The sequence below is a fragment of the Haloparvum alkalitolerans genome, assembly GCF_055381565.1.
Genome location: NZ_AP043938.1, coordinates 352,830 through 369,323, shown reverse-complemented (window position 1 = coordinate 369,323; position 16,494 = coordinate 352,830). Strand labels below are relative to the sequence as shown.

The window sequence follows — 16,494 nt, the reverse complement described above, 5'->3', positions numbered from 1 at the left end:
GCTCCTTCCTTCGACCACAGATATGCATGAATGTGGTTATTGGCCGTCGTCCGGCGGTCCACGGTCGACGACCGCCACGTCGTCCCGCGCCCGCCAGCGGTACCGGCGGCCGCCCCAGCGGAAGGTCCGGCGCGCGAGGCCGTACGCGAGCAGGAGCGGCGCGGCGAGCATCGCGGGATACGCCAGCAGCGCGGTCCAGCGCCGAACGCCGAGGACCGCGTACACGCCGGTCAGCAGTAGCGTGGCGACCACCAGCGTCGGGAGCGGGAACGCGACGCCGGCCGCGGCCCCGACCGCGGCGAGCGCGGCCGACCCGACCATCCCGCGCGGGTCGTGGAACCGGATGATCTTCACGAAGCGGACGTGCCGCTCCAGCGTCGCCCGCAGGCTCCCGCCGGCGGGGACGCGCCGCGTCCGGCCCACCGGCGTCACGTCCACGTGCTCGCTCAGCGTCCCGTCGTCGCTCACGGCCGAGCGCAGGTCCCGCCGGAACGCGGCCTCGTCGAGGTCCGCACGGTCGAAGACGACGGCGCCCGCCCACGCGATGCCGCCCGCCCGCACCGACAGCGACCCGCCGAGCGCGTTCATCGGCTCGAGGAACGTCGAGAGCGGGTCCTTCCCCGCGAAGAACGGGACTTCGGTGGTCGGCCCCCGCGCCTCGTAGTCGTCCAGCAGCGTCGAGATCCACGCCGGCGGGTGGTCGAAGTCGTCGTCCGTCCAGACGATCCGGTCGTGAGTCGCCGCTTCCATCCCCACCGCGATGGCGTTGGCCTTCCCGGAACAGCCCTCGGGCTCGCCGGCCAGCACGATCCGGACGCCGTCGGGGAGCGTCTCGTCGTCGCGGCGGGCCGCCACGGGGTCGGACGCGTCGTCGCAGACGACGAGCAGTTCGTCGTCCGCTCGGAGCTGGGCGGCCACCTGGTCGCAGGCGTCGGTCCACCGGACGGTCGGGAGCAGCACGCTCGCTGGCGGTCCGTCGGCGGAGGCACTGGGCACGGGTCAGACCTCGACCGCGAACCCCTCGCGGCCGGCGGCGCGCTCCGCCATCGCGGCCAGCAGCTCCGCGACAGCGACGAGGTCCCCGGTGTCGACGACTTCGACCGGCGTGTGCATGTAGCGGTTCGGGATGGAGACGTTCAGCGAGGGGACGCCCGACCGCGAGGTGAAAAAGGCGTCCGCGTCGGTGCCGGTCCGGGTGCCCGCGGCCTGCAACTGCACGTCCACGTCGGCCGCCTCGGCCGCCTCGCGCGCGAGGGTGACGAGTTCGGGGTGGTTGGCGCTCCCGCGCGTGACGACCGGCCCCTCCCCGAGTTCGACCGGGCCGCGCCGCTTCGTCGCCACGTCCGGGTTGTCCGTCGCGTGGGTCACGTCGACCGCGACGAAGGCGTCCACCTCCTCGCGGTCGAAGCCGACCATCCGCGCCCCGTTGAGGCCGACCTCCTCCTGTACGGTGGAGACGGCGTAGACGGTCGCGTCGGCGTCGGCCTCGCTCGCGCGCCGGAGGGCCTCCGCGGCGGTCCACGTCCCCGTCCGGTTGTCGATCCCGCGCGCGGCGATGCGGTCGCCGGCGAGGTCCTGCACGGTCGTCGAGAAGGTGACGGGGTCGCCGACCTCCACGAGTTCGCGCGCGTCCTCGTCGCTGTCGGCGCCCACGTCGACGAACTGCGCGCTGATGTCCTCGAACTCGTCCTCGCTCGGGTCCCGGAGGTGGATCGCGGTCTGCCCGATCACGCCCTGGACCGGCTCGTCGGCGTGGACGGTGACGTGCTGGCCCTTCGAGACGGTGCGGTCGCTCCCGCCGACCGGCGCGATCCGGAGGAAGCCGTCCTCCGTCACGTCGCGGACGATGAACCCGATCTCGTCCGCGTGGCCGGTGAACGCCAGCGTCGGTCCCTCGCCGGACCCCTCGTGGACCGCGACCGCGTTGCCGTAGGCGTCGGTCTCCACTTCGTCCGCGAACTCGCGGACGTACGCCGTCCAGACGCGCTGGCCGGCGGTCTCGAAGCCGGAGGGGCTCGGCGTCTCCAGCAGGTCGGTGAGGAACGCGCGCCGTGACTCGTGCATGCCCGGGGGCTCGAACGGGGAAGCAATGAAGCCGGCGCTCGGCAGGGCGCGCCAGCACCGTTAAACCCGCGCCGGACGAAACGCACCACATGGCCGACAAATCCTTCACGCTGTTGCAGATCAGGCTCGGCGACGGCGACGTGCAGATCGGGCCAAAATCGCTCGGTGCGGGGCGGACCGCCGACGCCGCGGACGGGGCCGACGGGGCCGAATCGACCGGCGACTCGGACGTCGAAACCCGGTCGTGTCCCTGCCCGATGTGCGCGGACGGCTGCGACTGTCCCGCCTGCACGCTCGGCAAGGGCGCGCTCCTCGTCGGCGTCCTCGCCGCGCTGGCGGTGGCGGCGTGGAAGCTCCTCGGCGGCGGCGAGTTCGAGGACCTCGAGGCCGTCGAGGAGGAGGTCGAGGAACTGGTCGACTGAGGGAGACGGCCGAGGGAACCCGCCGACCGCATCGCCGCCCGCTTCGACGCAAGGGCTTTGCGTCGCGCGACCCGAATCCCTCCATGAACTTGCTTCGGAGCGTCCGCGCGGTGACGGCCGCCTCCGGCGACGGCGTCGTCGACTGGGACCGGGCGGCGGAGGCCGCGAAGGCCGGCACCGACCCGGGGACGCTCGACCTCCCGCCCGCGGAGCGCGAGGGCTACGCGACCGACGTGCGCGACGCCCGCGACCGCCTTCGGGAGACCGCGGACGTGGCCTTCGACGTGCCCGAGACCGTCGAGATCCAGAACCGCCACCACTGGATCGACGCCAACCTCGACACGTTCCGCGCGGTGATGGCGCCGCTTTCGGACCGCGCCGCGCCCCTGCTCCCGGACGCCTCCCGCGTCGCCAACACCGGGACCATGGCGGTGATGCTCGGCTTCCTCGGCAGGAACGTCCTCGGCCAGTACGACCCCCTGCTGTTGGCGGACGACCCCGACGCCGCTCACGGGCTCTACTTCGTCCACCCGAACATCGTGGACGCGGCCGAGGAGTTGGACGTCGACTACCCGCGCTTCCGGCGCTGGATCGCGTTCCACGAGGTGACCCATGCCGCGGAGTTCGGCGCCGCGCCGTGGCTCCCCGAATACCTCGAAACCCGCATGGAGGAGGGCGTGCTCGCGCTGACCGACGGCGCGCTCGACCGCGAAGCGTTCCGCGAACTCGACGCCGCGATGACCGCGGTGGAGGGCTACGCGGAGCTCCTGATGGACCACGCGTTCGACGACGAGTACGCGGACCTCCGGCGCAAGCTCGACGCCCGCCGACAGGGCGGCGGTCCCGTCGCGAAGCTCGTCCGGCGACTGCTCGGACTCGGGCTGAAGCGCCGGCAGTACGAGCGCGGCGCCGCCTTCTTCGAGGCGGTCGCGGAGCGCCGGAGCCTCGCCGCGGCCGGCGCGGTGTGGGAGCGCCCCGAGAACCTCCCGACGGACGCCGAACTCGACCATCCCGAGACGTGGCTGTTGCGCGTCGACCCCTGATCGGACCGGGTGCGGCGGCGGTTGCGACGGTGGCGGCGGTTACGACGGTGGCGACGGTGGCGGTTGCGACGGCGACGGTTGCGACGGCGACGGTTGCGACGATTGCGGCGCGTTCTCGGTCCGAGTAACGGACCGTCCGAGGTCCCGTCTCGTCGCTCCCCGTTCGACACCGGTCGGTCTGTTCGGGACTCCCTACTACCCATCCTTTTGTATGAGTGCGCTGACGGGTTTCCATGGCGGTCGTCGATGCCCTCCGCGAGAGCCCGAGCGCTCTCCGCAGAAATCCGGTCGTACTGGTCCCCGTGATCCTGCTCGCGGCGCTGCAGCTTCCACAGCTCGCCCTGCAGGCGGTGAACCCGATCCTCGGGGCGGTGGTCTCGCTCGTCGTCTCGGTCGGGATCGTCTTCCTCGTCCCGTTCTTCCAGGGCGGCATCGTCGCGATGGCGGACGAGGCGATCGACGGTCGGACGTCGCTGGACACGTTCGTCGCGGCCGGAAAGTCGAACTACGTCTCCATCTTCGGCGCGTACCTCGCCCTGCTCGGGATCAACCTCGCGCTGGGCGTCGTCACGATCGTCGCGAGCGCCTTCGTCGGAACCGGCGTGCTCGCGATGGCGCAGGGCGGCTCCTCCGGCGCCGGCGGGATCGGCGTGCTGGCGATCCTCGGAATCGTCGCGGTCGGGTTCCTCGTGTACCTGCTGGTCGCGTTCTTCCTGCAGTTCTACGGCCACGCCATCGTCCTCGAGGACCTCGGGGCGGTCGACGGCCTGAAACGGAGCGCGGCCCGCGTCCGCCACAACCTGCTCGCCACGTTCGGCTACATGCTCCTCAGCGGCGTCGTCGGGGGCGGGGTCGGGCTCCTGTTCGGCGTCCTGTCCCTGCTGACGACGCCGGGAGCGACGGCGGGCGCCGGCATCGACGTCCCGGTCGCCGCGGTGGTCGTCGTCGCGGTCGTCGCCGTCGCCGCGACCGGCGTGGTCGGCGCTTTCCTCGGCATCTTCTCGGTCGCCGTCTACCGGCGGCTCCCGCTGCCGGGCGAAGCGTCGGCGTCCGATCGGCGCTGACAGGCCGACCCACAGGTCTCGGGGCGGCGCTTACGGCGCGTGCTCCCGACTCACTCGTCCTCCGGCGCGAACTCCACGAGCGTCAGGTCACGGTCGAGGTAGCAGGTGTCGTGAGGGGGCTCGCCGAGCACCTGCTTCACCTTCCGGTCCTCGTCGAAGTCCGCGCCCTCGGGGACGCAGTACTGGTGGCTCGGGCACTCGGTGTGCGGACAGGGGCCGGCCAGCGAGGTCTTGCTCCCGGCGTACGCCTCGCGCGAGGGGACGTTCGCGGGCACGGAGGTCGGCTCGACCTCGACCGCGCGGACGCCGGCGTCGTGGACGGCACACTCCAGCGTCTGCGCGTTCTCGCGGACGCCGGTGATTCGGTAGCGCGTCCCCTCAGAGAGGTTGAGACACTGGCTCCGGTACGGACAGCCCTCACAGCCCGGCGCCTCGCCGCCGTAGACGAACTCCCGGCCGACGTCCGCGAGCCGCGTCCCGACGAGCGTGATGGAGGTCATGCCGGAGAGAACGAACGCCCCGGCGTTAAGCCTCCCGCCTCGGTGTCCGTCCGCGGCGATCCGAACCGCACCGCGGAAGCGAAGAGCCAAAGCCCGCCCCGACCGAGGGCGGGACCATGACCACGGACGGAGACGTCGTCGCCGAGCTCGCGGCGGACCTCCGCGCGGAGGCCGAGCGCAGCGACGAGCGCCGCGTCCTCGTGCTGGCGGGCGCCCGCGAGGCCGGCACCGACGCCGCCTTCGACGCCGTCGCGGGGGCGGGGATCGCGGACGACGCCATCACTATCGTCTCGACGCGCGAAGGGTTCCGGTTCGACCGGGTCGCGCCCCGAGGCGCCGGCTCCCTCCTCGGGAGCACCCGCGAGGCGGTGATCCTCGACTGCCACGACTACTTCGCGCCGAACGCGCTCGGGCGCGTCGTCGGGGCGGTCGACGGCGGCGGCCTGCTCGTCCTGCTGACGCCCCCGCTCGAGGAGTGGCCCGCCGTCCGGGATGGCTTCGACGAGACGCTCGCGGTGCCGCCGTTCGACGTCGACGACGTGACCGGTCGCTTCCGCGAGCGCTTCGTCGACACGCTCCGACAGCATCCCGGCATCGGGGTCGTCGACGTGGACGCCGCCCCGCCGGCGGTCGAGCGCGACGGACTCACCGATCCGCCGGAGCGCGCGACCGGCCGGGACCGACTCGCCGCGGACCGCGCCGCGCCCGCCGACGCCGCCTTCCCCGCGGCCGCCTACGAGGCGTGTCTGACCGCGGACCAGGGGCGCGCGCTCCGGGCGTTCGAGCGCCTGCGGGCGCCCGGCGCCGCGGTCGTCGTGGAGTCGGACCGCGGTCGCGGGAAGTCGAGCGCCGCCGGACTCGCGGCCGGGTCGCTGGCCGCCGAGGGCCGGGACGTGCTCGTCACCGCCCCCGCGTTCAGAAACGCGGCCGAGGTGTTCGAGCGCGCGCGGACGCTGGTCGACGCGGTCGGCGAACGTGCCGGCGGTGGTGCGGCCGAGGGCGACGAGGGGGCAACGACCGACGACCGCCGGATCGAGACGCGGGCCGGCGGGGTCATACGCTTCGCGTCCCCGGCGACCGCGGCGGACCTCGTGGCGGGCGAGGCCGGGGGCAGCGGGGCGACCGCCCCCGGCGATATGCCGGACGCCGTGATCGTCGACGAGGCGGCCGCGGTCCCGGTCCGCCTGCTGACGCGCCTGCTCGCCGCCCGGTCGGTCGCCTTCTGCACGACGGTCCACGGCTACGAGGGCGCGGGGCGGGGGTTCTCGGTCCGGTTCACGGACCGGCTCGCGTCGAGCGACCTGGCGGTCACGGAGCGGCGGCTCGAGGAGCCGATCCGCCACGCGCGCGACGACCCCGTGGAGGGGTGGGCGTTCCGCGCGCTCATGCTCGACGCGCGGCCCGCGGTCGACGCGGCCGTCGCGGACGCGACGCCGGAGGACGCCGCGTACCGCGCGCTCGACGCCGACGACCTGCTGGCCGACGAGCACCTGCTCGGCGAGGCGTTCGGGCTGCTGGTGCTCGCACACTACCGCACCGAGCCGAACGACCTCGCGCGACTGCTCGACGCGCCGAACCTCTCGGTGCGCGCGCTGCTGTTCGAGGGGCACGTCGTCGCCGTCGATCTGCTGGCGCGCGAGGGGGCCCTCCCGAAGGACCTCCGGACGTCGATGTACGAGGGGTCTCGCGTCCGCGGGAACATGGTTCCTGACGTGCTGACGAGCCAGCTCCGCGACGAGGACGCGGGCGAGCCCCGCGGGCTCCGGACGATGCGCATCGCGACCCATCCCGCGCTCCGCGATTCGGGGTTCGGCACGCGGCTGCTCGAGGCCGTCCACGACGAGTTCGCGCCGGAGATGGACTACTTCGGCGTCGGCTACGGCGCGACGCCGCGACTGCTTCGGTTCTGGCGCCGCGCGGGCTACCGGACGGTCCACGTCTCCACGACGAGAAACGACGCCTCCGGCGAGTACTCCGCGGTGATGGTCCGGCCGGAATCGACCGCCGGCGAGGCGCTTCTGGACAGACACGCCGCCGCGCTGCGGGACCGCCTCCGCGACTCGCTGTCGGACGCCCACCGCGACCTCGACCCGGACGTGGCCCGGGCGGCGCTCCGGGCCTGTCCGGCGAAGCCGGAGCTCTCGCTGTCCGCGCGCGACTGGCGCGGCGTCGTCGGCGCCTCCTACGGCCCGGGGATGTACGACGCCGCAGTCGGCGCGTTCCGCGACCTCGCGCTCGCGCACCTGCTGGACCGCGAGGCCGCTCGCGCCGGCGACCTCTCTCCCCGCGAGGAGCGCCTGCTCGTCGCGAAGGTGCTTCAGGGCCGCGCGTGGGACGCGGTCGCGGACCGCCTCGACTACGTCTCGACCGGCCAGTGCATGCGCGCGCTCGGCGACGCGGCGAAGCCCCTGGTGGACCGCTACGGCGACGAGACCGCGCACGCGGAACGGGACCGGTTCGCGGAGTAGCCGACCGAGGCGGGACAGGGACGGAGGGACGGCCGGACAGAAAGGCGACCTTCGACGGGACCCCTTATGTCCCCGCGGGAGGTACCACGTCCATGGTCGAACCGGCCACGCTCGTCACGGGAGTCACGCTCGCGCTCCTGCTCGGGGGCGTCGTCGGGAGCGTCGTCCCGATGCTTCCTTCCGGCCTCCTGTCGCTCGCGGGCGTCGGCGTGTACGCGGTCTGGGGGGCCGAGGGGATCGGTCCGCTCCTCCTCGCGAGCCTCGTCCTCGTCGCGCTGGCGGCCGCGGTGCTGGAGCAGTTCGCCGGGCCGCTGACCGCCCGCGCCACCGGCGCGTCGACGCGAACGATGCTGATCGCGGCCGGCGCGGGCGTCCTGCTGTTCTTCGTCACCGGCCCGGTCGGCATCCTGATCGGCTCGTTCGGGGCGGTGCTCCTGCTGGAACTCCACCGCGGCGAGACCGGCGAGGACGCCGTCCGGCGCGCGGGCTACACGGTGCTCGGGATGCTCGGCTCCGCGGTCATGCAGGTCCTGCTGACGGGGTCGGTGCTGGCGGGATTCGTGCTGTTCGTGCTGGTGCTGTAGCGGAGGGGTCGGCGGACAGCCGGACCGGCCGTCAGTCGCCGCCGTCCAGCCGGTCGCGCCAGCCGGTCGCGTCGTCGATCCGGGCGAACGCCTCGCGCTCGCGGGGGCCGCCGCAGCGTTCGACCGTCTCCGCGAAGTAGCGAAGCCTGTCGAGCAGGGTCGCCTCGTCGAAACTCGGCACGTCCAGCCGCGAGGCCGCGACCGTCGCGTCGATCACCGCGCCGAAGCCGCGGTTGATCGTGGGCACGCGCTCGTCGAGCACGGCGCTCTCGACCGGCGCCAGCGCCCACTCCCTGATCGTCGTCCCGTTCTCCTCGCGGGCGTCGACCCGCTCGACCGCCACCTCGACCCACGCGTCCGCGTTCGGGAGCACCGGCGCCTCGGTCTCCCGGATCGTCAGCGCGGCGTCCACGAACTCGCGCGGGTCGCTCGTGAACTGGACGACGCCCCGGCCGCGATCGGTGAAGTTGCGCCACGTCCGCGTCCGGCCGTAGGTCCGCGCGGTGACGCGGTCGCGGGCGGCGGCGCGTTCTCCTCCGTCCGCTCCGCCCTTTCCGCCCTTTCCGCCCGCTCCGCCCTCGGGCGCGTGGAGTCCGAGCGCGGCGTGGTTCCACAGGTCGTTCGGCCCGCGCGTGGCGACGACGGACTCGGTCACGCCGCGCAGGTCGACCGGCCAGCCGGCGTCGGCGAGGTCGGCGCCGTCGGAGTCGGCGTCGGAGTCGGCGTCGCGGGTCACGCGTCCAGCCCCCGTCGGAGCGCGACGAACAGCGCGGCGCAGGTGAGGTCGGCGGTCGTTCCGGGATTGACCCCCTCCGCGACGAGTTCCTCGGCCAGTTCCGCCGCCGCGTCGAGGTCGCCGCGGACCGCCATCGCGCGCTGTGACACCTCGCGGGCGACTGCTTCCCCGTGGTTCGTCGCGACCAGCGTGTCCGGCTCGGCCGCGAGCAGGTCCACGAAGACGTGCGCCGCCCGCTCGCCGACGGCCCCGTCCATCGATAGCAGGGAGTCGGCGGCATCGAACGTCCGCGGGAAGCCCTCGACCCACTCCTGTGCGTTCCGGTCCGGGACCCCCTCCTCCGGCGCGGCCGAGAGCCCCATCACGTCCGCCAGCGTGAGTCCGCGCTCGCGGAGGGCCGGCTCCGCCGCCGCCCCCCGGCGAACGTCGAGGGCCGGGGCGTCCGCGGGCGGGTCGCCGACGGCCACGTCCACGCGGTCGAAGGCGCGGTAGAACGCGACCGCGTCGTCGACGGTCGTGCCCGCGACCACCTCCTCGACGGCCGCCGGGGTGAGCGCGCCGTCGCCGGTCTCCGCGGCCGCCCGCACCAGCGGCACCAGCAGGAGCAGGCAGCCGAACTGCGTGTTCTCGCCCGCTCGGGCGTGCATGCCCGCGACCGCCTCTTCGAAGGCGGCGCCGACCGGCGCTCCCGCGGCGGCGCGGTCCAGTCCCGCCCCGGCCCCGACCGCGCCGGCGAGGAACTGCTCGAACCGGAGGTCGGGGAGGTCCCGCGCCCGGTCGACGTTCCCGGGCTTCGGGGTGCCCGCGACCTCCAGCAGCAGCGCGAGGCGCGCGTCGTCGGCCGGGTCTCCGGAGCGGTCGCGGTCGGTCACGGCGGCGCCTCCCGGGAGTCGCCCGCATCCGGCCCCGCGTCCGTCAGGTCCGCCACGGCGGACGCGACGCGGTCCAGCGCCGCGCCGTCCGCGTCCGGTGCGGTCGGCCGGCCGACGCTCACCGCGTCCGCGCCGTGGGCGAGGTACTCGCGGACCGTCGCGCGGTCGCGCACCTCGTTGTTGGCTATCACGAACGGGCGTTCGGACCGGTCGGATCCCTCGCCCGCCCGCTCGCGGAGCGCGTCGACCACGTCGCCCACGACCGCCTCCGAATCCATCGCGTCGACGTGGACGAGGTCGGCGCCCGCCTCGGCGACCGCGACGGCGACCGCCGGCAGGTCGACGCCCGGCACCTCCGCGCGGACCTTCACGCTCACCGTCGCGCCGGCGCCGGCGGCCGCTCGGACGTGCTCCCGGAGCCGGGCCGGCTCTCGGAGCAGGCGCTCGCCGCAGCCGACGGCGCACAGCTCCGGCTGGCGGCAGTGTGCGTTCACCTCCGCGATGGCGCCGCGGTCCGCACAGACGCGGGCCGCTTCGCGGAGCGGCTCCGGCGTCGCGCTCCGGAGGTTCACCGCGGGGCGGAGGTCGGCGCCGGCCCCGGACTCCTCGAGCGCGGCGAGCTGGTCGTCGACGAACGCGACCGGGTCAGCCGGCAGGAACTCCTCGCGGTCGCGGGCGACGAGGTCGCGCGCGGCCGCCCGACTCGGGGGGTCGAGCGAGACGCCGCCGAGGAACGCACAGCCCACCCGGTCCGCGACCGCTCGCGCCCACGCGGCGTCCGCGACGCCGCTGAGGCTGGCGGCCGCCAGCGGCGGATCGAAGGGGCGACCGCGGCGACCCCGGCCCGAGCGAGCGGCTCCGGTCACGCGACCGCCCCCGCCCGCTCCAGCGCCTCGCGGCACGCCCGCGCGACGCGCTCGGCGTCGTCGGCGTCCGCGATGGCGGTGTCGGTCCTGACCGTCGGTCGGTCCAACTCGGTCCCGTCGGCGTCGTCGAGCACGAACGCGTCCGCGAAGGGGTAGGCGTCGGCGACGCCGGCCGTGGAGGGGTCCCGCCCGGTCCCCCGCATCAGGTCCGCGACCGGGCCCGAGAAGGCCTCGTCCTCCACGAACGGCGAGACCGCGACGACCGGCGTCTCGCGGAGCGCCGCTTCGACGCCCGGGAGCGCGAGCATCGGCCCGATGCTCGTGACCGGGTTCGAGGGGCCGATCACGACCGGGTCGCGGAGGGCGGCCTCGAACGCCGGCGAGGGGTCCGCGGCGGCCGCGCCGCGAAACTCCACGTCCTCGACGGCGGGTTCGGCGCGGCGCGCGACCCAGTACTCCTGGAAGTGGAGCGGGCCCGCCGGCGTGTGGACGATGGTGGCGACCGGGTCGTCGGACATCGGCACGAGGTCCACGTCGAGGTCGAACGCGTCCGCGAGCGTGCGCGTGACCTCCGTGAGCGTGTGGCCCTCGTCGAGCAGGCTCGTCCGGGTAACGTGCACCGCGCGGTCGCGGTCGCCGATCTCCATGAACTCGGCGACGCCGGAGAAGCGCCGCCAGCGCGCGATGTCGCGGCCGGCGGTCTGCGCCTCGTCGGCGAGGTAGCGCGGGCCGTCGGCCAGCCCCGCGGCGTCCGCGATCCGGCGGAGTTCGTCGTGTGTCGCCGTCGTGTCGTCCGCGATCCCCCACCACGTCTCGCGGTCGAGGACGCCCCCGCCGTGGAACAGCACCGTGTCGACGTCGGGGCAGACGAGGTGCCCGCCGAGCTCCACGTCGTCGCCCGTGTTGCCGACGACCGTCACGTCGGCGGGGTCCCACAGGCGCGTCGCTCCGTCGAGGAGCTTCGGCGTCCCCGTGCCGCCGGCGAGGAAGGTGACCATACGGATGGATGGACGCGGGGAGATTTGTAACCTGCCCTCCGCGACGACGGACCGTCACTGTCGGCCATCCTGTCCGAGGGCGATACTGAGTGTCACACACGAGTTCAGACACCTCGCTTTTCTAAAACTCGTGGCGGTGTGGTGCTGTGCGGTCGCGGAGCGGTGCGGTTGCGGTGCTGTGCTGTCGGCGCGCGCCGCGGCGACCGCGGAGCGTGTCGCCGCGACCGCGCGAGGTCGCCAGCGCGCTACTGCACGCTGGCTGCTCGAAAATCTCCGATTTTCGGGGGAGGCGGTGGCGCGGCCGCATTGCGGTGTCTCCGGCGCGCCACTGCACGCCGGAGACCAGCGGGACGCGGTTTGTCCCGCGCTGCGGTTTCGCGGCCGCGCCACCGCCGAGGCTGGGGAGGTGTGAGGCTGTGGTGCGGTTGCGGGGCGGTGCGGGGGGTGGGACTGAAAGGGGCAGTCGGCTCGAACCCGCCCGGACGACGCAAGCACCGCAGCGGGCTGTGTCTCCAGCGCGCTACCGCACGCTGGAGGCTAGCGAGACGCGGGTTGTCTCGCCAAGCGGAGAGCGAGGAGCGCAGCGAGGGTCCCGCGAGGAACGAGCGGGACGACGGCAGTCGCAGCCCGGCAGCCCGCTACTGCAGGCAGCCCGGACCGTCTGCCGGAACCCGGCGCGGTCGAGCCGGCTGGGGCTTTCTAGACGTTACTGTCTAGAGCAGCAGGCTCAACAGCAGTTACAGAAGCACAGCCTGACAGAAAAACAAAACTTTCTCGGTGCTCCGATCAGTATCGGTCGTGTCGTCGCTGCAGGTCCCGGGAGCATCGGTCGGATCGACGGCCGCTCCGCTGTTCACGAGGCGGCGACCCATCACGGTAGCGAGAGGCGCCCCTCGATGCCGCCCTCGCCGCAAACGGAACCAACTAAGCGGCTCGCGCACGAGGTGCCGGTATGAATCGTCTTCTCCGACGCCCGGGTCCGGACCCTGGGGGTCGCCGAACTGCACGCGCTCGGAGCGCTCCGCTCCGGTCGCATCTCCGCTCTCTACGGGGGGCTTTCCACGCGTGACCGACGAGGAACTCGCCAAGGACCTCGGTCCGCTCGCGGCCCTCACTATCGGCATCGGGACGATGATCGGCGCCGGTATCTTCGTGCTGCCCGGAACCGCGGTCGCGCGGGCCGGCCCGCTCGCGGCCGCCACCTTCGTCATCGGCGGCGTCATCGCGCTGTTCACCGCGCTGTCGGCCTCGGAACTCGGCACCGCGATGCCGAAGTCCGGCGGCGCGTACTTCTACGTCAACCGGGCGCTCGGACCGCTGTTCGGGTCGATAACCGGCTGGGCCAACTGGCTCGGGCTGGCGTTCGCCTCCGCGTTCTACATGTACGGGTTCGGCGAGTACGTCAACACGCTCGTCGGGCTCGGCCCCGTCTCGCTCGGTCCGGTCTCCCTGGAGGCCGCGCAGGTGATCGGCCTGTTCGGCGCGCTGCTTTTCATCGGGGTCAACTACTTCGGCGCCAAGGAGACCGGCGGGCTCCAGAACGCCATCGTCCTCCTCCTGCTGGCGATCCTCGGCCTGTTCACCGTCGTCGGACTGTTCAACGCGGACCTCGACTCGCTGCGGCCGATCGCACCCCCGGGGGCGACCGCCGAGGTCCTCCCCGTCACCGCGGTCGTCTTCGTCTCGTACCTGGGGTTCGTCCAGATCACCTCGGTCGCCGAGGAGATCCAGGACCCCGGGCGGAACCTCCCGCGTGCGGTCATCGGCTCCGTCGTCATCGTCACCGTCGTCTACGCGCTGTTCCTCCTGGTCCTGCTCGCGGCGGTCCCCAACGAGCTGGTGGCGAACAACGACACCGCGGTCGTCGAGGCCGCGCGGCTGCTGTTCGGTCAGTACGAGCTCCTCGGGTACTCGCTCGGGGCCGTCGGGGCCTCGCTGCTGCTGATCGGGGGGCTGTTGGCGACCGCCTCCTCCGCGAACGCCTCGATCCTCTCCTCCTCGCGGATCAACTTCGCGATGGGCCGTGACAAGATCGTCACGCCGAAACTCAACGAGATCCATCCCCGCTTCGGGACCCCGTACAAGTCCATCGCGCTGACCGGCGGCCTGATCATCCTGTTCCTGCTCGCGGGCGGGCTCGAACTGCTCGCGACCGCGGGGTCGGTGCTTCACCTCATCGTCTACGGCCTGCTCAACATCGCGCTCATCGTGATGCGCGAGGCGGAGCCGGAGGGGTACGACCCCGACTTCGAGGTGCCGCTGTATCCGATCGTCCCGCTGATCGGGACGATCTCCTCGTTCGCGCTGATCGCCTACATCGAGCCGCTGGTCATCTTGCTGTCCGCGGGGCTCGTCGCGTTCGCCGCGCTGTGGTACCTGCTGTACGCGCGCCGGAGCGTCGAACACGCCGGCGTGCTGGCCGACTGGGTGCTCGACCGCTCCGAGGAGCTTCCCGACGCCGCCGTCTCCGCGGCCACCAGCGTCCAGCCGGACGCGACCGGCTACCGCGTGATGGTGCCGCTGTCGAACCCCAAGACGGAGGAGCACCTCATCTCGCTTGCGGCCGCGATCGCCAACCAGAACGACGGCACCGTGGTCGCGGTGAACATCGCCAACGTCCCGGACCAGACGTCGCTCGAGGCGGCCCGCGAGCGCGGCGCCCACGACGCGGCCCACGACCTGCTCGAGAGCGCGAAAGCCGACGCCGAGACGTTCGGCGTGGACGTGGAGACGCACGTCGTGCTCTCACACCGCACCTTCGAGGAGGTGTTCGACGCCGCCCGCCGGTTCGGCGCGGACATGACAGTGATGGGCTGGGGGCCGGACGCCCACGGTTCGCCCGGCCGCGCGGAGTCGGCCATCGACGAGCTGGCGCACTCGCTGCCGTGCGACTTCCTCGTGTTCAAGGACCGCGGCTTCGACCCCTCGCGGATCCTGGTGCCGACCGCGGGCGGTCCGGACTCCGACCTCTCGGCGGCCGTCGCCCGCATGCTTCGCGCGGAGTTCGGCTCCGAGGTGACCCTGCTGCACGTCGCGGACGACCGCGACGCCGGCGAGCGGTTCCTCACGGAGTGGGCCGCCGACCACGGGCTCGCCGACGCCGCGACGCGCGTCGAGTCCGGCGACGTGGAACGGCGCATCGAGGAGGCCGCGGCCGAGGCCACGATGCTCGTCATCGGTGCGACCGAGAAGGGCCTGCTCTCGCGGCTGGTCCGCGGCTCGCTCGTGTTGAGCGTGCTCGACGACGTGGAGTGCTCCGTGCTGCTGGCCGAGAAGCGCCACGACCGCGGCCTCCGAGACCGGCTGTTCGGCTCCGGCGCCCGATCGAAGGCGACCGACTGGGACGGCGACGACCCGGCCGATGCGGACGAGGCGAGCGATACCGCGCCGGGAGACGACCACGCGGACGCCGACTGATCCCCGCGCGGCGCGCGAACCCCCGTACTTTTCACGGATAGCGGGGAACCCGAGTCCATGAACGCCGAGGACGCCGGCGGGGGCGACGAGGAACGGCTCCCGGGGGAACCGGTGGCTGTCGACCCGCTCGCGGACGCGGGCGGTCTCGCGAGCGGGCTCCCCTCGGTCGCGTCGGTCGAGGTCAGGTGTCCGGCGGACGCCGAGCCACCCGAACGCATCTCCTCGATCCTCGTCGCGGTCGGCAGCGGCCCGCACGCGGTCGCGACCGTCGACCTCGCACGGGCGCTGGCCGAGGAGACGGACGCGTGGCTCGAACTGTTCCACGTCGCGGCCGACGGCGTCGACGGCGAGGCGCTGCTCGACGACGCGGCCGGGCGGCTGGGCGAGTTCGAGCGCGTCGACCGCTGGCTGGTCGACGAGGGGACGCCGGCGTCCGCCATCGTCGAGCAGTCGTCCTACTACGACGCGGTCGTGCTCGGGTCCTCCACGCGGGGTCGGGTCGAGCGGTTCGTTCTCGGTTCGACGACCGCCACGGTGGCCGACCGCGCCGACTGTCCGGTGGTCGTCGTCTCGGGAGACGGCGCGGGGACGCTGTAGCCGCGTCGGCGGGCCGTCATGACCGGCGGGTCGTCACGACGCTACTCCGGGTATCCGTCGACGATCTCGACGCCGGAGGAGGCGCCGATCCGCTCGGCGCCCGCCTCCAGCATCGCCATCGCCGCCTCGTAGGAGCCGACGCCGCCGGAGGCCTTGACGGGGAGGTACTCGCTCATCAGCTCCACGTCCGCGACCGCGGCGCCGCCGTCCGCGAAGCCGGTCGAGGTCTTGACCATGTCGGCGTCGGCCTCGACGGCGGCCTCGCAGGCGCGGTGCTTCTCCTCGTCGGTCAACAGGGCGGTCTCGATGATCACCTTCACCGGAACCGGGACCGCGGCGACGACCTCCGCGAGGTCGGCGGCGACGGCGTCGTCCTCGCCGGCCTTCAACCGACCGACGTTGATCACGAGGTCGATCTCGTCGGCGCCGTCGTCCCACGCGTTGACCGCCTCGTCGTGTTTCGACTCGGTGCTGTGTTGGCCGTGTGGAAACCCCACCACGGTCGCGAGCGTCACGTCGTCGTAGGCCGGATCCGCGGCGGCCTCCGCGACGTAACAGGGCGGGATGCAGGCGTTCATCCCGTGGGCGGCGGCCTCGTCGAGGACGGTGCACACGTCGCCCCAGGTCGTCTCGGGGCCGAGGACGGTGTGGTCGATGCTGGCGGCGAACTCCGCGCGGTTCATACCCGGCAGTCGCGGGCCCGCCTCAAAAGCGGTGCGGGGCCGGCGCGTCGACGCCCCGCGGTCGGCCGCGCTCGTACCGGTCCGGTCACGGCGGGTTTCGCGCCGGCCCGGCTACGGCGGGTTCCGCGCCGGCCCGGTTGCGGCGGGTCCGCGTCGGCCGCTTTTTACCCCGTCCCGTTC

Annotated in this window: 15 protein-coding genes; 7 read left to right on the top strand and 8 right to left on the bottom strand. The window is 73.5% G+C overall.

The features are described from left to right. Positions 1-36: 36 nt before the first annotated feature. Together ACZ432_RS04225 and ACZ432_RS04220 are read right to left on the bottom strand one after the other, a co-directional pair. Positions 37-996: a glycosyltransferase family 2 protein gene (locus ACZ432_RS04225; RefSeq protein WP_426964724.1), complete on the bottom strand. Its 960-nt coding sequence runs from the start codon at positions 994-996 to the stop codon at positions 37-39. A gap of 3 nt (positions 997-999) precedes the next feature. Then, positions 1,000-2,064 carry a M20/M25/M40 family metallo-hydrolase gene (locus ACZ432_RS04220; RefSeq protein ID WP_426964725.1) on the bottom strand — a complete coding sequence of 355 codons (1,065 nt, stop codon included), beginning with the start codon at positions 2,062-2,064 and terminating at the stop codon, positions 1,000-1,002. Between the two features lie 89 nt (positions 2,065-2,153). Between ACZ432_RS04220 and ACZ432_RS04215 the strand changes: the two genes are divergently transcribed. The 3 genes from ACZ432_RS04215 to ACZ432_RS04205 all read left to right on the top strand — a co-directional run bounded on the left by ACZ432_RS04215 (position 2,154) and on the right by ACZ432_RS04205 (position 4,593). Continuing rightward, entirely contained in the window at positions 2,154-2,486 is a 333-nt protein-coding gene (locus ACZ432_RS04215) for a hypothetical protein (protein ID WP_426964726.1), read from the top strand. Between the two features lie 83 nt (positions 2,487-2,569). After that, on the top strand, positions 2,570-3,529 hold the full coding sequence (locus ACZ432_RS04210; protein ID WP_426964727.1) for a zinc-dependent metalloprotease: 960 nt from the start codon (positions 2,570-2,572) through the stop codon (positions 3,527-3,529). A 233-nt stretch (positions 3,530-3,762) separates the two neighbouring features. Continuing rightward, complete coding sequence (locus tag ACZ432_RS04205) at positions 3,763-4,593, top strand: DUF7847 domain-containing protein (RefSeq protein WP_426964728.1); 831 nt, start codon at positions 3,763-3,765, stop codon at positions 4,591-4,593. Between the two features lie 50 nt (positions 4,594-4,643). On the opposite strand, the gene ACZ432_RS04200 is transcribed toward ACZ432_RS04205, so the two are convergent. Next, positions 4,644-5,093, bottom strand: coding sequence for a UPF0179 family protein (locus ACZ432_RS04200; protein ID WP_426964729.1), 450 nt, complete (start codon positions 5,091-5,093; stop codon positions 4,644-4,646). Between the two features lie 116 nt (positions 5,094-5,209). On the opposite strand from ACZ432_RS04200, the gene tmcA reads away from it, so the two are divergent. Continuing rightward, the gene (gene tmcA / locus ACZ432_RS04195; protein ID WP_426964730.1) at positions 5,210-7,561 is read left to right on the top strand and encodes a tRNA(Met) cytidine acetyltransferase TmcA; all 2,352 of its coding nucleotides are present in this window, start codon (positions 5,210-5,212) and stop codon (positions 7,559-7,561) included. Between the two features lie 92 nt (positions 7,562-7,653). Continuing rightward, entirely contained in the window at positions 7,654-8,145 is a 492-nt protein-coding gene (locus ACZ432_RS04190) for a DUF456 domain-containing protein (RefSeq protein WP_426964731.1), read from the top strand. Between the two features lie 31 nt (positions 8,146-8,176). Here the strand turns inward: ACZ432_RS04190 and ACZ432_RS04185 are convergent, their stop codons facing one another. Genes ACZ432_RS04185 through cofD form a run of 4 tightly spaced genes read right to left on the bottom strand, consistent with a single transcriptional unit; the run spans position 8,177 to position 11,617 of the window. Further along, positions 8,177-8,881: a DUF447 domain-containing protein gene (locus ACZ432_RS04185; protein WP_426964732.1), complete on the bottom strand. Its 705-nt coding sequence runs from the start codon at positions 8,879-8,881 to the stop codon at positions 8,177-8,179. After that, on the bottom strand, positions 8,878-9,753 hold the full coding sequence (locus ACZ432_RS04180; protein ID WP_426964733.1) for a triphosphoribosyl-dephospho-CoA synthase: 876 nt from the start codon (positions 9,751-9,753) through the stop codon (positions 8,878-8,880). Before ACZ432_RS04180 ends, ACZ432_RS04185 begins: the two co-directional genes overlap by 4 nt. Next, positions 9,750-10,619 (bottom strand): beta/alpha barrel domain-containing protein, encoded by an 870-nt coding sequence (locus ACZ432_RS04175; RefSeq protein ID WP_426964734.1) that lies wholly within the window; start codon positions 10,617-10,619, stop codon positions 9,750-9,752. Before ACZ432_RS04175 ends, ACZ432_RS04180 begins: the two co-directional genes overlap by 4 nt. Beyond that, on the bottom strand, positions 10,616-11,617 hold the full coding sequence (cofD, locus tag ACZ432_RS04170; protein ID WP_426964735.1) for a 2-phospho-L-lactate transferase: 1,002 nt from the start codon (positions 11,615-11,617) through the stop codon (positions 10,616-10,618). The genes ACZ432_RS04175 and cofD overlap by 4 nt, the downstream gene beginning before the upstream one ends. 1,065 nt (positions 11,618-12,682) lie before the next feature. Here cofD and ACZ432_RS04165 point away from each other — a divergent pair. Continuing rightward, positions 12,683-15,034 carry an amino acid permease gene (locus ACZ432_RS04165; RefSeq protein ID WP_426963492.1) on the top strand — a complete coding sequence of 784 codons (2,352 nt, stop codon included), beginning with the start codon at positions 12,683-12,685 and terminating at the stop codon, positions 15,032-15,034. Between the two features lie 57 nt (positions 15,035-15,091). Continuing rightward, on the top strand, positions 15,092-15,631 hold the full coding sequence (locus ACZ432_RS04160; RefSeq protein ID WP_426963493.1) for a universal stress protein: 540 nt from the start codon (positions 15,092-15,094) through the stop codon (positions 15,629-15,631). Between the two features lie 41 nt (positions 15,632-15,672). Here ACZ432_RS04160 and deoC read toward each other — a convergent pair whose 3' ends face one another. Next, a complete protein-coding gene (deoC, locus tag ACZ432_RS04155) occupies positions 15,673-16,314 on the bottom strand; it encodes a deoxyribose-phosphate aldolase (RefSeq protein ID WP_426963494.1) in 642 nt (213 codons plus the stop codon). Positions 16,315-16,494 lie beyond the last annotated feature (180 nt).

What these genes read in the sequence shown, in the direction of transcription:
- ACZ432_RS04220 (WP_426964725.1), bottom strand. Translation starts at nt 2,064, where the DNA reads ATGCACGAGTCACGGCGCGCGTTCCTCACCGACCTGCTGGAGACGCCG.
- ACZ432_RS04215 (WP_426964726.1), top strand. Translation starts at nt 2,154, where the DNA reads ATGGCCGACAAATCCTTCACGCTGTTGCAGATCAGGCTCGGCGACGGC.
- ACZ432_RS04210 (WP_426964727.1), top strand. Translation starts at nt 2,570, where the DNA reads ATGAACTTGCTTCGGAGCGTCCGCGCGGTGACGGCCGCCTCCGGCGAC.
- ACZ432_RS04205 (WP_426964728.1), top strand. Translation starts at nt 3,763, where the DNA reads ATGGCGGTCGTCGATGCCCTCCGCGAGAGCCCGAGCGCTCTCCGCAGA.
- ACZ432_RS04200 (WP_426964729.1), bottom strand. Translation starts at nt 5,093, where the DNA reads ATGACCTCCATCACGCTCGTCGGGACGCGGCTCGCGGACGTCGGCCGG.
- tmcA (WP_426964730.1), top strand. Translation starts at nt 5,210, where the DNA reads ATGACCACGGACGGAGACGTCGTCGCCGAGCTCGCGGCGGACCTCCGC.
- ACZ432_RS04190 (WP_426964731.1), top strand. Translation starts at nt 7,654, where the DNA reads ATGGTCGAACCGGCCACGCTCGTCACGGGAGTCACGCTCGCGCTCCTG.
- cofD (WP_426964735.1), bottom strand. Translation starts at nt 11,617, where the DNA reads ATGGTCACCTTCCTCGCCGGCGGCACGGGGACGCCGAAGCTCCTCGAC.
- ACZ432_RS04160 (WP_426963493.1), top strand. Translation starts at nt 15,092, where the DNA reads ATGAACGCCGAGGACGCCGGCGGGGGCGACGAGGAACGGCTCCCGGGG.
- deoC (WP_426963494.1), bottom strand. Translation starts at nt 16,314, where the DNA reads ATGAACCGCGCGGAGTTCGCCGCCAGCATCGACCACACCGTCCTCGGC.